Source organism: Rothia sp. BD8, from assembly GCF_044878465.1.
Taxonomy (GTDB): domain Bacteria; phylum Actinomycetota; class Actinomycetes; order Actinomycetales; family Micrococcaceae; genus Rothia; species Rothia kristinae.
The window spans coordinates 18,492-31,290 of sequence record NZ_JANJES010000008.1 but is presented as its reverse complement, the minus strand read 5'-3'; the positions used below and the strand labels follow the sequence as shown (position 1 = coordinate 31,290).

Here is a 12,799-nt window from a genome sequence, read left to right as displayed (position 1 = left end):
GTGGGAACGGGTCCTCCGGTGGCACCGGATCCACCGGCGTCGGCTCGCGGCTCAGACCAGGCCCAGCCACTTCCAGTAGGACGCGGAGAACAGCAGCACCAGCAGGTACCCGGCCACCGTCAGCGGGATGCCGGTCTTCAGGAACTGGCGGGTGGTGAACGCCCCCGTGCCGTAGGCCAGCATGTTCTGCGGCGCGGAGACCGGCAGCAGGAAGCCGAAGCAGATCACGAACTGCTGGATCACCACGAAGCCGATCCCCTGATCCGGCAGGCCCGGCAGGCTCTGCGCCAAGGCGATGAACACCGGGATCAGCGCGCTGGACAGCGACGTCGCCGAGGCGAAGCCCAGGTGGATGAGGATGGTGAACGCGGAGACCAGCGCGATCGTCGCCAGCAGCGGCAGGTTCTCCAACCCCATCGCGGAGAACGTCTTCTCGGACAGCCAGGACGCCGCCCCGGTGCTCAGCAGCACGCTGCCCAGGGAGATCCCGACGGCGAAGACCACCAGCGTCCCCCAGTTGACCAGGTGCTCCACGGTCTTCCAGTCGTACACCCCGACCTTCGGCAGCAGCATCAGCGCGACCGCGATGACCGTGACCGTGGAGGAGTCCAGGGAGTGCACGGTGCCTTCGGTGGCCCACAGCAGGAGCAGCAGCACCGAGATCCCCACCAGGCGCTTCTCCGCACCCGTCATCGGCCCCAGCTCGCCCAGCTCCCGGTGCACGACCTCCCGGCCGCCGTCGATCCGGTCCACCTCCGGGCGGATCGCCCGGCGCATGATGAAGAACAGCAGCACGGACATCACCGCGGACCAGGGCGCCGCCCACAGGAACCACTGCGGCCAGGAGACGGTGGTGTCCAGCTGCTTCTCGATGAACCCGATCGCCACCATGTTCTGCGCGGCCGCCGTCTTGATCCCCACGTTCCACACGGACACCGCCTGGGCCGCGGTGATCACCAGCAGCGCCGCGAGCTTGGAGTCCTTCGGCAGCCCGAACGCGGCCACCATGCCCAGCAGGATCGGCACGACGGCGCCGGCCCGCGCCGTCGCCGAGGGCACGAAGAACGCCAGCACCACGGAGATGACGATGGCCCCGGCCACCAGGTGGCTGGTCTTCTCCCCGGCCACCCGCAGCACGTGCAGGGCCAGGCGCCGGTGCAGCCCGGTGGCCTGCATGGCCGCGGCCAGGGCCAGGGCGGCGGCGACCAGGGCGACGGCGGAGGATGAGAACCCGCCCAGAGCCGCGGTCAGCCCGCCCTTGGTGCCCAGCAGCTCACCCGGGTCATCGGGGTCCGGGGCGGTGCCCAGCAGCACGGCCAGCAGTCCGATGATCAGCAGGGCGCTGACCGGGTAGGTCACGGCCTCGGTGACCCACAGGATCACCGCGAAGGCCAGGACGGCCAGGGCACGGTGGCCCGCGACGGACAGGCCCTCCGGGGTGGGCAGGATCAGGATGACGACGAGCGCGAGCACGGCGAGGCCGAAGCTCACGGGGGAGACCCAGGGGGCGCGCTGCCTCTCGGTCGGAGACGCCGGGGCCGTCGAGGCGGGGCCGGAGGACCGGGCATCCGGGGCGGTGGTCTCGGCCGAGGCGTCCTCGGCGGTCGCGGCAGGGTGCCGGTCTGCGTGGTCTCGGTGCGGGGACGTCATCGTCGGTGCCTCGATCCGTGCGGTGCGAATGAACTGGCACCTTCCATGCTAGTTTCCGCCGGGGCGAAGATCCGGGAGGATCGCGGGAATCACCGCCGATGATCCTCCCGAAGGGGGTCACCGGGGAATGAGGCCCAGCAGCTCCCGATGCACCGTGGTGTCCCCGGTCAGCTCCGGGTGGAAGGAGATCCCGAGGATCCGGTCCTGACGCACCGCGACGACCCGGCCCTCGAAGCGGGCGAGCACCTCGGCGTCGGGCCCGTGCTCCACGACCTCCGGGGCCCGGATGAACGCCGCCCGCACGGTGCCCTCCGGCGTCGCGCTCCCGCCCCAGGTCAGCAGGGCCTCGGCGGAGGAGGTCTGGGGGCCGAAGGCGTTGCGGGCCACGGTCGCATCCAGCAGGCCGAGGCTGCGCTGGCCAGGTGCCGGGTCCCGGATGGTCCGGGCCAGCAGGATCAGCCCCGCGCAGGTGCCCAGCACGGGGTGCCCGGCGCGGGCGAAGTCGATCAGCGGTTCGCGCAGCCCGAAGGTGCGGGTGAGCCGGTCGATCGTCGAGGACTCCCCGCCGGGCAGCACGAGCGCATCCAGACCCTCCAGATCCGCCGGGCGGCGCACCTTCCGCGCCTCGGCCCCGAGGGATTCCAGCATCCGCAGGTGCTCGGCGACCCCGCCCTGCAGGGCCAGCACCCCGACGGTCGAGTTTCGATTTGGATTATCGCGCGGGTGTATTATTTCTTCCTCCGGAGCATATTAATTCTTCTTTTGCTCAACCCCAATGCATTTAGCTCATCCCATCTCACCTGAATCAACCGCAGCCGATTCTTGTTTATATTTTCTGCGTCGCTCGGTGAAGTGAATTGCCTCCACATCTTTCCGCCGAAGATTGCGCTAGGCAGGAGGGGGAGCAAGGATATAACTAAAGGAAGGATAAAATTCGGTATTAAGTCCTTAACTATGTCGGTTGCCTTCACCTCACCGGAGCGAAACAGCCAGAAGTACCCCAGAACCGCCGTCAAGACCAGAAAACCGAAGGTGATCGCAAAGGATATTGCCCCACCTTTAATTCTTTTGCTCCTCGTCTTCCTTATAATCTTTCTGGAGTCATTCTCCGCTTCGGCAAGCTGCTCCGCAGTGGACTCGAGTATGGAAATCGAAGGATTACTTCCTACGATCTGGGTTATGTTGCTGCCGATAATATCTCGACCGGCACTCACGTTACCGTTGGCGTTCATAATGTTCGATCCTACCAACCGCGCTCGGCCAGGCGGTGCGGGGCGGGCAGGTCCGCGACGTTGATGCCGACCATCGCCTCCCCCAGGCCGCGGGAGGCCTGCGCGATCGCCGCGGCGTCGTCGTAGAAGGCGGTGGCCTTCACGATCGCGGCGGCCCGGTGGGCCGGATCCCCGGATTTGAAGATGCCCGAGCCCACGAACACGCCGTCCGCGCCCAGCTGCATCATCATCGCCGCATCCGCCGGGGTCGCCACCCCGCCCGCGGTGAACAGGACCACCGGCAGCTTCCCGGTGCGGGCCACCTCCAGGACGATGTCGTACGGGGCGGCCAGCTCCTTGGCCTTCACGTACAGCGCCTCCGGGGTGGCGGCGTACAGCGCCTGCAGCTCGGCGATCTGGGCGCGGATGGTGCGGATGTGCTTGGTGGCCTCGGAGACGTCCCCGGTGCCGGCCTCGCCCTTGGAGCGGATCATCGCCGCGCCCTCCGCGATGCGCCGCAGCGCCTCCCCCAGGTTGGTGGCCCCGCACACGAAGGGCACCGTGAAGCCCTGCTTGTCGATGTGGTTGACGTAGTCGGCGGGGGAGAGGACCTCGGATTCGTCGATGTAGTCCACCTTCAGCTCCTGGAGCACCTGCGCCTCCACGAAATGCCCGATCCGCGCCTTCGCCATGACCGGGATGTCCACCGCCTCGATGATCTGCTCGATGAGGTCCGGGTCGGACATGCGCGCCACCCCGCCCTGCGCGCGGATGTCCGCCGGCACCCGCTCCAGGGCCATGACGGCGACGGCCCCGGCGTCCTCGGCGATGCGCGCCTGATCCGCGGTGACCACGTCCATGATCACCCCGCCCTTGAGCATGTCCGCCAGGCCGCGCTTGACCAGGGGAGACCCGGTGCGGGCCCCCTGCTGCTCGGTGCTGGTGGTGGGGGCGGTGTTCTCCGGGGCGCTGTGCTGCTCAGTCATGCCCACCATCCTGTCGCGCGGCGCTGGACCGACGACAGGTCCAGATTCCGCCCAGGTTTTTGGTCCACAGGTACCGGCCCCGCGCCCCGCCGTCGCGTTTGGGAGCCGTTTCGACGTTTGGGAGCCACGAGAACGCTCCCGAACACCGAAACCGCTCCCAAACGCACCAGAGCGGCGCGGAGGAGCGGTGCGGCGGGGGCGGTGGGGTGGTCGCGCCTACACTGGGGTGCCATGTCCCGCCACCGCACCGACGCCGAGCTGCCCGTGCGGATCCGCCGCGGCGGCGGGCCGCTGCCCACCCAGCTGGCCGAGCAGATCCGCGACCTCGTGGCCGTCGGCACCCTGCGCCCCGGCGACGCCCTGCCCTCCACCCGGGCGCTCGCGGCCCGCCTGGGCATCTCCCGCGGCAGCGTCACCACCGCCTACGACCATCTCACCGGCGAAGGCTTCCTCATCGCGGATCGAGGCGGCACCCGCATCACCCCCGAGCTGCCGGCCCTGCCGCCGCGCCCCCGGCATCTCCCGCGCCCGCGGCGGACAACGCCGGAGACCCCGCACCGCGTCGGTCCTGCCGCTTCCGGGATCGCAGCCGCCACTGGCCCCGCCGCCTCGGTCGCCACCGGCCCCGGGGAGAACGCTGCCGGTGGGCCGCGCGCCCACACCGAAGCCGCCTCCGCCCTCCGGTACGACCTGCGGCCCGGCACCCCGGATGTCTCGGCCCTGACCACCACGGCCTGGCGGGCCGCGTGGCGGGCGGCCGCCGCGCAGCCGAGCCTCGGTCACCCGCCCCAGGGGTCGGCGGCGCTGCGCCGGGAGCTGGCCGAGCACCTGCGCATCGGCCGCTCGGTGCCGGCCGACCCCGAGGATCTGCTGGTCACCGGGGGCGCCCGGGACGGGCTGCGGCTGCTGCTGACCGTGCTGGCCCAGCGGCTCGGACGGGTCCTGACCGTCGCCGTCGAGGACCCCGGCTACCCGTCCCTGCACCGGGTGCCCGCCGCCCTCGGGCACCGGGTGGTCCCCGTGCCCTTGGATGCCCAGGGCCTGGACCCCGCCCACCTGGAGGCCGGCCCGGCCCGCCCCGACGTCGTGCTGGTCACCCCCTCCCACCAGTACCCGCTGGGCGCCTCGATGCCCGCGGCCCGGCGCGCGGAGCTGCTGGCGTGGGCCGTCGAGCGGGAGGCCCTGCTGGTGGAGGACGACTACGACTCCGAGCTGCGCTACGTCGGGGACCCGCTGCCGGCCCTGGCCGCGATGGACACCGCCCGCTACGGCGCCGGGGACCGGGTCGCGACCCTCGGCTCCTTCGCCAAGACCCTCACCCCGGGCCTGGGCCTGGGGTTCCTGCTCATGCCGCCCCAGCTGCGTCGGCAGCTGCTGGCCCACAAGCGCGACGCCGGCGCCCCGGTCTCCGGGATCGTGCAGGACGCGATGACGGGCTTCCTCGCCGAGGGCGGCCTGCGTCGGCACACCGCCCGGATGCGCCGGGAGTACCGGCGACGCCGCGACCTGCTGGCCCGGGTCCTCGCCCCGGATCGGCTGCCGCCGGGGGTGCGGGTGCTGCCCATGGACGGCGGGCTGCACACCGTCGTGGAGCTGCCCGACGGGCAGGGCACCGCGGGGGAGCGCCGCCTCGTCGACGCCTTGGTGCGGCAGGAGGTGGGGGTCGCCGGGCTGACGGGGTACTGGAGCCGCCCCGGGGCGCGGGCCGGGCTCGTCGTCGGCTTCGGCGGGCTGAGCGAACCGCGCCTGGAGGAGGCCCTGCGGCGGCTGCGCGCGGCACTGGTCCGGGAGCTGCCCGCCGGCTGAGAAGAGCCCGGCTGGGCCCGCGGCGCGCACGATAAGCTGGTGGGCGACGTCGCCCGCCCCAGCCCGCCCAGCGAAAGGCCGTCCGCCCCCATGCCCGTCACCGAAGCCAGCGCGACCCTCGAGGAGCTGCGCGCCCTGCACCGGCCCGTGCTCGCCCGCGCCCTGCTGTGCCTGGCCTTCGGACTGCTCACCGTGTTCTGGCAGCCCTCCAACTACTGGTCTTGGGGGGACCCGGGGCTGTCCGCGGTCACCTGGGCGGTGGGGCTGTTCATGATCGCCCACGGGGCCGTGCTGCTGTGGCTGCACCGCAGCCTCGCCGCACCGCTGGCCGAGGGTCCGGAGCGCTCGGCCATCCAGTCCTTCGCGGTGCTCTACGCCCTCGGCGGCGCGGTGGCCCTCCTCTTCGCGGGGCAGCTGGGCCAGCTGGTGCTGATCGTCGGCCTGGTCTACGGCATCGCCGGGCTGACGGAGCTGATCCTCGGGCTGCGCACCAGCCAGACCTCCGCGATGGGCCGGGACTGGACCATCGCCGGACTGGTCGCGGTGCTCGCGGCGGCCGGGCTGTTCCTGTTCGGGGAGATGGGCTCCAAGGCGCTGTTCGGCATCGTGGGCGGGGCGGCGATGATCGTGGGGGTCTTCCACCTCATCGCGGCCCTGACCTTCCGCCACGACGCCCGGGTGCTCCAGCGCCACGGGACGCGCGGCGACTCTGCGAACCGGGCGGGCGACCCGGGCGGGCCGTAGACTGGCAGACGGACCTCACCACACCCCCAGGAGGAGCATCTTCGTGGCACAGCGCCCCAAGCGCGGACTCAAGGCCGACATCAAGGCCCCGCTGATCCTCGCGGCCATCCTCGCGATCATCGCGTTCGTGGGCGTCTTCGTGTTCGCCACGGGCGGGACCAACAACCAGCCGGAGATCAAGCTGGCCCTGTCCGCGGCCGGCGGCGTGTTCGTGGTGACCCTGGTGGTGTGCGCGACCCTGATCATGGTCGAGCGGCCCAACGACGAGGAGCTGGGCCAGGGCACCGGCATCAACCGCCGCTCCGCGGACCTGTACGCCGCGGCCAAGGCGCGCAAGGAGGAGCGGGAGCGCCGCGAGCGGGAGCAGGCGGGTTCGGGCACCGGCGACGCCGCGGCGGGCGCCCGCGAGCGTGACGATGCCGCCACGAAGGAGTCCCCCGAAGACGACGGGCCGACCTGGGGCCAGCGCGCCCACCCCGAAACCCACAACTGAGGCCGGGGGCCCGCGGCGTCGGGATCAGCGGCGCACGAGGTCCAGCACCTCGGCGCCCGTCAGCGCGGCCAGCTCCGCGCCGCTGACCAGCAGCTTCGCCTCGCGTCGACCCGCCCCGATCACCACGGCCTCGGCGTCGGCCACGGCCCGGTCGATCAGCACCGGCCAGTCCGCAGGCAGCCCCACCGGGGTGATGCCGCCGGAGGTCATGCCCGTGCGCCGCTCCGTCTCCTCCTGATCCGCGAAGGAGACCTTCCGGGCGTCCAGGTGCTTGCGCACGGTGGTGTTGATGTCGGCCCGATCCGCGGCCAGCACGAGCACCGCCGCGGTGGTGACCCGCTCGCCGCGCCTGCCCTGCACGACCACGCAGTTGGCGGTGGCCTGCACATCGACGTCGTAGGCCTCGCAGAAGGCGGCGGTGTCGGACAGCTCGGGGTCGATGCGCGCGAGGCGAGCCGTCGGCACGGCGCCGGCGCGCACGGCGTCGGCCACGGCCGGGGCGACGGCGTCGGGATCGTCGGTCAGTGCGGTCCAGTCGAGGTTTCCCTGTGGTGTCGGCATGGGGCCAGTGTAGGACCGGACGGGACGGAAGATGGGTCCCGCGCCACACGAGGACCAGCGAGGACGCACACCTTCCCATCGCGACCCGGCGCATCCGTTCCCACCCCTGACGCGAGACGGCGCATCCGTTCCCGGGAAAGCGAAAACCGGGAACGGATGCGCCGTCTCGCGAGGTAGAAGGGGAACGCCTACCGGTCGAAGCGGGTCAGGCGCAGGGAGTTCAGCACCACGAACACCGAGGAGAACGCCATCGCAGCACCCGCGATCATCGGGTTGAGCAGCCCCAGGGCCGCCACCGGGATCGCGATGACGTTGTAGCAGAACGCCCAGAACAGGTTGGAGCGGATGATGCGCAGGGTCGCCCGTGACAGTCGGATGGCCTGCGGCACCGCCGCCAGCTCGTTGCGCATCAGGGTCAGGTCCGCGGCCTCCAGGGCCACATCCGTGCCCGCGCCCATCGCCACCCCGAGGTCCGCCCGGGCCAGGGCCGCGGCGTCGTTCACCCCGTCCCCGACCATCGCGACCACCCGGCCCTCGCCCTGCAGCCGCTCGACGGCGCGCACCTTCTGCTCCGGGGAGACCCCGGCGATGACGTCCTCGGCGGCGATGCCCACCTGCTCGGCGATCGCCCGGGCCACCGGTTCGGCATCGCCCGTGAGCAGCACCGGGCGCAGGCCCATCTCGCGCAGCTGGGCCAGGGCGGAGGCGGCGTCCTCCTTGGGTTCGTCGCGCAGCAGCAGCAGTCCGACGCTCACCCCGTCCACCGCGGCGACGACGCCGATGCGCCCCTCGCCCTGAGCGGCGGTCAGCGTCTCCCGGTGGGCGGCGGGCACCTCGATGCCCTCGGCGGCGAGCCAGGACGGCTGGCCCACGGCCACCCGGTGCTCCTCGTCGTCCTCGGCCAGGCGCACCAGACCGGAGACCCCGCCGCCGGCCGCACTGGCGAACTCCCGCACCGCGGGCAGCTGCTTCCCGGTGCGCTCGCGGGCGCCGGCGGCGACGGCCCGGGCGATGGGGTGCTCGGAGGCCTCCTCCACGGCTCCCGCCAGCAGCAGCAGCTCCTCGGCGGTGACCGGGGCACCCCGGCCCTCGCCGGTCTGCGATGCCGCGGGCGCCTCGCCCCCGGCGGAGTGCGCCGTCGTCTCCGGCAGGCGCACCTCCTCCAGGGACAGCTGCCCGCGGGTCACGGTGCCGGTCTTGTCCAGGACCACAGCGTCCACCCCGCGGGTGTCCTCCAGGACCTGCGCGGACTTGATGAGGATCCCCAGCTGGGCTCCGCGCCCGGTGCCGGTGAGCAGGGCGGTGGGGGTGGCCAGGCCCAGGGCGCACGGGCAGGCGATGACCAGCACGGAGACCGCCGCGACGAAGGCCGCGTTCAGCCCGCCGTCGGCCGCCCCGCCGATCAGCAGCCACAGCAGGAAGGTCAGCACCGCGATGCCCAGCACCACGGGCACGAACACCGCGGAGATCCGGTCCGCCAGCCGGGCCACCGGGGCCTTGGTGGACTGCGCCTGGGAGACCAGGCGCCCCATCTGCGCCAGAGTGGTGTCCTCGCCCACGCGCTCGGCGCGCACGATCAGCCGGCCCCCGGTGTTCAGGGTCGCGCCGGTGACGCGGTCTCCCTCCGAGACCTCCACGGGCACGGATTCCCCGGTGAGCATGGATTCATCCACCGCGGAGTGGCCCTCGACGACGGCGCCGTCCGCGGCCACCTTCTCCCCGGGCCGCACGATGAAGCGCTGGCCCGCGGCCAGCCGCGAGACGGGCACGCGGTGCCCGACGCCGTCCTCGTCCAGGACCTCCACGTCCTTGGCGCCCAGGTCCAGCAGCTTGCGCAGCGCCTGCCCGGAGCGGTCCTGCGCGCGGGCCTCCAGCCACCGGCCCAGCAGCAGGAAGACCGTGATGACGCCCGCGGATTCGAAGTACAGCTGGTGATCCGCCATGGACATGGCGTGACCCAGGTGCGCGTGCGCCGTCATCCCCGGGTCGGCCAGCAGGTGGCCCAGAGAGAACAGGTAGGCGGCGGCGACCCCGAGGGAGACCAGGGTGTCCATGGTCGAGGAGCCGTGCCGGGCGTTCACGGCGGCACCCCGGTGGAAGGGCCAGGCCCCCCAGGTGACCACGGGCAGGGACAGCACGGCCGCGACCCAGCCCCAGTGCGGGAACTGCAGGCCGGGGATCATGGAGATCGCGAAGACGACCGCGGCCAGGGGCAGGCTGACCCACACCCGGCGGCGCAGGGCGGCGGTGCCCGGTTCGGCGCGCTGCGCGGCGTCGTCGTCCTCCTGCGGGGGGCGCTTCAGGGACGGGGTGTACCCGGCGTCGCGCACGGTCTGCAGGATCTGCTCATCCGTGACGCCCTCCGGCACGGTGACCTGCGCGGATTCCAGCGGGAGGTTGACGCTGGCGTGCACCCCGTCGATCTTCCCGAGCTTGCGCTCCACCCGGCCGACGCACGAGGCGCAGGTCATCCCCTGGATATCGAGGTCGACGACGCGCTGGCTCACCGGTGCTCGACCACCCGGTAGCCGGCCTCGGACACGGCGGCCTCCACGGCCTGCGCGTCCAGGTCCCCGGTGTGGGTGATGGTCACGGGGGAGGTGCCGCCGCTGTTCAGGTGCACGCTCACGTCGGTGACCGCGGGGATCTCCCGCAGCTCCTCGGTCACGGAGGCCACGCAGTGCTGGCAGGTCATGCCCTCGACGTTCACGGTGGTGTTCATGGTGCTTCCTCTTCCGATGGTGGTGTGTGCGTCCGGGCCGCTGCGGAGCGGGCCCGGGCGCGGGTGGGTATCAGCTGCGGACCAGGCGGGCGACGGCGGCGGAGGCCTCCGCGACCTTGGCCCGCATCTGCTCCTCGTCCCCGGAGGCAGCGGCCCCGGCCACGCAGTGGCCCAGGTGCTCCTGAAGCAGTCCCACGGCCACGGCGTGCAGGGCGCTGCTGACCGCGGAGATCTGGGTGAGGACGTCGATGCAGTACTGGTCCTCGTCGATCATCCGGGCCACCCCGCGCACCTGCCCCTCGATGCGGCGCATCCGCTTGAGGTAGCGGTCCTTATCGTGGGTGTACCCGTGCGGCGGGTGCGGGGTCTGGGCGGTGGTGTCCGCGGCGTCGTTCTCCGGCTGGCTCATACTCCCGGTATACCCCCGAGGGGTATCCTGCGCAAGGGTCGGGGCGGGAGGGCGCGGCCTCACGGGCCGGTGATCTTCGCCCCGCCGCCACAGGAAAAGCACGCCTGCTGATCATCAGCCGATAGATTGGGGATCATGGCTTCACACATCGAGGACTACGCCCTGCTCTCGGACATGAGCACCGCGGCCCTGGTCTCCCGGGACGGCTCCGTGGACTGGTTCTGCACCCCCCGGTTCGACGCCGAGGCCGCCTTCGCCGCGCTGCTGGGCACCCCCGATCACGGCCGCTGGCTGCTGGCCCCCGCGGCCTCCGCCTTCGCCCCGGCCGCCGCGCAGGTCGCCCCCGGCGGCGCCGCCGGACAGGACGCCCCGCGCGCGGAGGTCGTGGAGCGCTTCTACGGGGAGAACTCCTTCGTCCTGCACACCGTGTGGACCACGGACACCGGCTCCGTGCGCGTCACGGACTTCATGCCCCTGAACGGGCGCACCGAGATCGTGCGCCGCGTGGAGGGGCTGATCGGCGAAGTCACGATGCACCAGGAGCTGCAGCTGCGCTTCAGCTACGGGCGCACCCACCCCTGGATGACCCGCTACGACGGCGCCCCGGACCCCGCCACGGGACTGCCGGACCCGGCCGAGGCGATGCTCGTGGCCATGGCCGGGCCCGATGCTCTCGTCTTCCGCGGGGACCCGGTCCCGGAGGAGGGGGACCGCTGCCACGCCGGGCAGTTCCAGATCGCCGCCGGGCAGATCCGGGACTTCACCCTCACCTACTTCCCCTCCCACCGCAACCCCCCGGCCCCGCTGGACGTCAACGACACCCTGCACCGCACCGTCGCGCACTGGTCCGAGTGGACCCAGCTGTGGGATGCCTCCTCCGCCCCGGCCCCCGTGCCGACCACCACCGCGCCCCTGGCCACCACCACGATGCCCGTGCTGCCCGCGGACGGGGCCGCCTATCCCGGGACGGAGGAGGCCGAGCGGGACCCGCGGCTGCAGGACTACCGGGACGCCCGGCTGCGCTCGCTGCTGGTGATCCGCGCCCTGATGAACCGGGAGACCGGCGGGCTGATCGCCGCGCCCACCACCTCCCTGCCGGAGGTCCTCGGCGGACAGCGCAACTGGGACCACCGCTTCTGCTGGCTGCGCGACGTCGCCCAGGCGGTGGACGTGGCCGCGACCCACGGGCACGAGCGGGAGGCCGCCCAGCTGCGCAACTGGCTGCTGCGGGCCATCGCCAACGACCCCTCGGAGCTGCACAACGTGTACGGGGTGGCCGGGGAGTCCGATGAGCTGGAGCGCACCGTGGACTTCCTGCCCGGCTACGAGTCCTCCCGGCCGGTGCGCCGCGGCAACGGCGCGGCCGAGCAGCTGCAGGGGGACGCGATGGGTCAGCTCATGGTGACCTTCGAGCGCCTGCGTGGGCTGGGCTTCGCCGAGGATCACCTCTCCTGGCCGCTGCAGCAGGCGCTGCTGCGCGCCGCCGTCGCTCACGTGGGGGAGGAGGACCAGGGCATCTGGGAGATGCACGGGGGCACCCACGTGTACACCCACTCGCAGGTGATGCTGTGGGCCGCGCTCGACGCCGGGGTGCGGGCGGTGCGGGTGCACGGGCTGGCCGGGGACGACGCCGCGTGGGCGGGCGCCCGGGACCGGCTGGCCCAGCAGATCTGGGAGCACGGCTACGACGCCGAGCTGAACTCCTTCGTGCAGGTCTACGGCGGCACCGAGGTGGATTCCTCGCTGCTGAACATCGCCCAGGTGGGCTTCGTGGCCTTCGACGACCCGCGGATGCTGGGCACGGCCGAGCGGATCGAACAGGAGCTGGGCACCGAGGCCGGGCTGATCTACCGGTACCGCAACGCGGACGGGCTGGACGGCATCGAGGGCCAGGACAACCCGCACCTGGCCTCCTCGCTGTGGCTGGCCCAGCAGCACATCCGCTCCGGGCGCACCGAGCGGGGTCGGCTGATCCTGGACGCGGTGCTGGACCGGGCCAACGACGTCGGCCTGCTCAGCACCGAGTACAGCCTGCGCAGGTCCCGGATGACCGGCAACTTCCCGCAGTCCCTGGCGCACATCGCCCTGGTGGACGCCATCGACGCCCTGCTCGGCGCCTAGCCCGGCCCACCCGACAACCCACCCCAGCGCCCCGTCCTCAGCGCCGAGTCATCGATTCCTGCGGATTTTCGGCCGAAATCTCGTCGGAATCGATGA

12 protein-coding genes are annotated in these 12,799 nt (G+C 72.3%); 4 read left to right on the top strand and 8 right to left on the bottom strand.

What is annotated here, in order from left to right; genetic code table 11:
• Positions 1 to 51: 51 nt before the first annotated feature.
• The 4 genes from NQ707_RS07625 to pdxS all read right to left on the bottom strand — a co-directional run bounded on the left by NQ707_RS07625 (position 52) and on the right by pdxS (position 3,847).
• The gene (locus tag NQ707_RS07625) at positions 52 to 1,650 is read right to left on the bottom strand and encodes a DASS family sodium-coupled anion symporter (protein WP_404435309.1); all 1,599 of its coding nucleotides are present in this window, start codon (positions 1,648 to 1,650) and stop codon (positions 52 to 54) included.
• A gap of 117 nt (positions 1,651 to 1,767) precedes the next feature.
• A complete protein-coding gene (pdxT, locus tag NQ707_RS07620; protein WP_404435307.1) occupies positions 1,768 to 2,337 on the bottom strand; it encodes a pyridoxal 5'-phosphate synthase glutaminase subunit PdxT in 570 nt (189 codons plus the stop codon).
• 41 nt (positions 2,338 to 2,378) lie between these two features.
• Positions 2,379 to 2,882 (bottom strand): hypothetical protein, encoded by a 504-nt coding sequence (locus NQ707_RS07615; RefSeq protein ID WP_404435305.1) that lies wholly within the window; start codon positions 2,880 to 2,882, stop codon positions 2,379 to 2,381.
• Positions 2,883 to 2,893: 11 nt separating this feature from the next.
• A complete protein-coding gene (gene pdxS, locus NQ707_RS07610) occupies positions 2,894 to 3,847 on the bottom strand; it encodes a pyridoxal 5'-phosphate synthase lyase subunit PdxS (protein ID WP_100463385.1) in 954 nt (317 codons plus the stop codon).
• Between the two features lie 231 nt (positions 3,848 to 4,078).
• On the opposite strand from pdxS, the gene NQ707_RS07605 reads away from it, so the two are divergent.
• The 3 genes from NQ707_RS07605 (at position 4,079) to NQ707_RS07595 (ending at position 6,890) form a co-directional block, all read left to right on the top strand.
• Complete coding sequence (locus NQ707_RS07605) at positions 4,079 to 5,653, top strand: PLP-dependent aminotransferase family protein (protein ID WP_404435303.1); 1,575 nt, start codon at positions 4,079 to 4,081, stop codon at positions 5,651 to 5,653.
• A gap of 90 nt (positions 5,654 to 5,743) precedes the next feature.
• The gene (locus NQ707_RS07600) at positions 5,744 to 6,397 is read left to right on the top strand and encodes a hypothetical protein (RefSeq protein ID WP_404435301.1); all 654 of its coding nucleotides are present in this window, start codon (positions 5,744 to 5,746) and stop codon (positions 6,395 to 6,397) included.
• Positions 6,398 to 6,440: 43 nt separating this feature from the next.
• Entirely contained in the window at positions 6,441 to 6,890 is a 450-nt protein-coding gene (locus tag NQ707_RS07595; RefSeq protein WP_058730341.1) for a hypothetical protein, read from the top strand.
• 24 nt (positions 6,891 to 6,914) lie between these two features.
• Here NQ707_RS07595 and NQ707_RS07590 read toward each other — a convergent pair whose 3' ends face one another.
• From NQ707_RS07590 to NQ707_RS07575, 4 genes are all read right to left on the bottom strand, one after another.
• Positions 6,915 to 7,451, bottom strand: coding sequence for a YbaK/EbsC family protein (locus tag NQ707_RS07590; RefSeq protein ID WP_404435299.1), 537 nt, complete (start codon positions 7,449 to 7,451; stop codon positions 6,915 to 6,917).
• Positions 7,452 to 7,639: 188 nt separating this feature from the next.
• A complete protein-coding gene (locus tag NQ707_RS07585) occupies positions 7,640 to 9,958 on the bottom strand; it encodes a heavy metal translocating P-type ATPase (RefSeq protein WP_404435298.1) in 2,319 nt (772 codons plus the stop codon).
• Positions 9,955 to 10,173, bottom strand: a complete 219-nt coding sequence (locus NQ707_RS07580) for a heavy-metal-associated domain-containing protein (protein WP_058730338.1) — start codon at positions 10,171 to 10,173, stop codon at positions 9,955 to 9,957. Before NQ707_RS07580 ends, NQ707_RS07585 begins: the two co-directional genes overlap by 4 nt.
• Before the next feature lie 70 nt (positions 10,174 to 10,243).
• Positions 10,244 to 10,582: a metal-sensitive transcriptional regulator gene (locus NQ707_RS07575; RefSeq protein WP_058730337.1), complete on the bottom strand. Its 339-nt coding sequence runs from the start codon at positions 10,580 to 10,582 to the stop codon at positions 10,244 to 10,246.
• A gap of 135 nt (positions 10,583 to 10,717) precedes the next feature.
• Between NQ707_RS07575 and NQ707_RS07570 the strand changes: the two genes are divergently transcribed.
• Positions 10,718 to 12,703, top strand: a complete 1,986-nt coding sequence (locus NQ707_RS07570; RefSeq protein WP_100463528.1) for a glycoside hydrolase family 15 protein — start codon at positions 10,718 to 10,720, stop codon at positions 12,701 to 12,703.
• The last annotated feature ends 96 nt before the right edge of the window (positions 12,704 to 12,799 follow it).

Coding starts and splice junctions, on each gene's coding strand:
- NQ707_RS07615 (WP_404435305.1), bottom strand. CDS start 2,882: ATGAACGCCAACGGTAACGTGAGTGCCGGTCGAGATATTATCGGCAGC.
- NQ707_RS07575 (WP_058730337.1), bottom strand. CDS start 10,582: ATGAGCCAGCCGGAGAACGACGCCGCGGACACCACCGCCCAGACCCCG.
- NQ707_RS07570 (WP_100463528.1), top strand. CDS start 10,718: ATGGCTTCACACATCGAGGACTACGCCCTGCTCTCGGACATGAGCACC.
- NQ707_RS07590 (WP_404435299.1), bottom strand. CDS start 7,451: ATGCCGACACCACAGGGAAACCTCGACTGGACCGCACTGACCGACGAT.
- NQ707_RS07625 (WP_404435309.1), bottom strand. CDS start 1,650: ATGACGTCCCCGCACCGAGACCACGCAGACCGGCACCCTGCCGCGACC.
- NQ707_RS07600 (WP_404435301.1), top strand. CDS start 5,744: ATGCCCGTCACCGAAGCCAGCGCGACCCTCGAGGAGCTGCGCGCCCTG.
- NQ707_RS07605 (WP_404435303.1), top strand. CDS start 4,079: ATGTCCCGCCACCGCACCGACGCCGAGCTGCCCGTGCGGATCCGCCGC.
- NQ707_RS07580 (WP_058730338.1), bottom strand. CDS start 10,173: ATGAACACCACCGTGAACGTCGAGGGCATGACCTGCCAGCACTGCGTG.
- pdxS (WP_100463385.1), bottom strand. CDS start 3,847: ATGACTGAGCAGCACAGCGCCCCGGAGAACACCGCCCCCACCACCAGC.